Genomic DNA, 382 nt, shown 5'->3' with positions numbered 1-382 from the left:
CCCACACTACCATCAGCGCTAAGAGGTTTCACTTCTGAGTTCGGGAAGGGATCAGGTGGTTCACTCTTGCTATGGTCGCCAGCACAACTGGTATGCTTACTCGCTATGGTCTTATTTACGTTGCTTGCGCTTCGTTTGCCTAGCTTTCTTCAAATAGAATGCATTAACAGATGTATCTGAGTTCTTGCGAGTAGAACTAAGCAGTGCTTAATTATACTCTCATTTGTTCGATTAGCTTAACTAAATCAAGTTTTCGTCTGATCGTTAGATCAATATGAAATCAATTGATGCTTTATATACAACTGCTTGGGTGTTGTATAGTCAAGCCTCACGAGCAATTAGTATTGGTCAGCTTCATGCATCACTGCACTTCCACATCCAA

At 41.4% G+C, this 382-nt stretch carries 1 rRNA gene; it reads right to left on the bottom strand.

Annotated elements, in window-relative coordinates:
* Positions 1–83, bottom strand: a 5S ribosomal RNA gene (rrf, locus tag ACEWB7_RS18730); the annotation flags it as partial.
* Positions 84–382 lie beyond the last annotated feature (299 nt).

Origin of the sequence: Acinetobacter sp. NIOH-H-8 (assembly GCF_046635365.1) — a bacterium.
GTDB lineage: Bacteria > Pseudomonadota > Gammaproteobacteria > Pseudomonadales > Moraxellaceae > Acinetobacter.
Note: the sequence above shows the minus strand (reverse complement) of the source record. Positions and strands in the feature narration are given on the sequence as shown.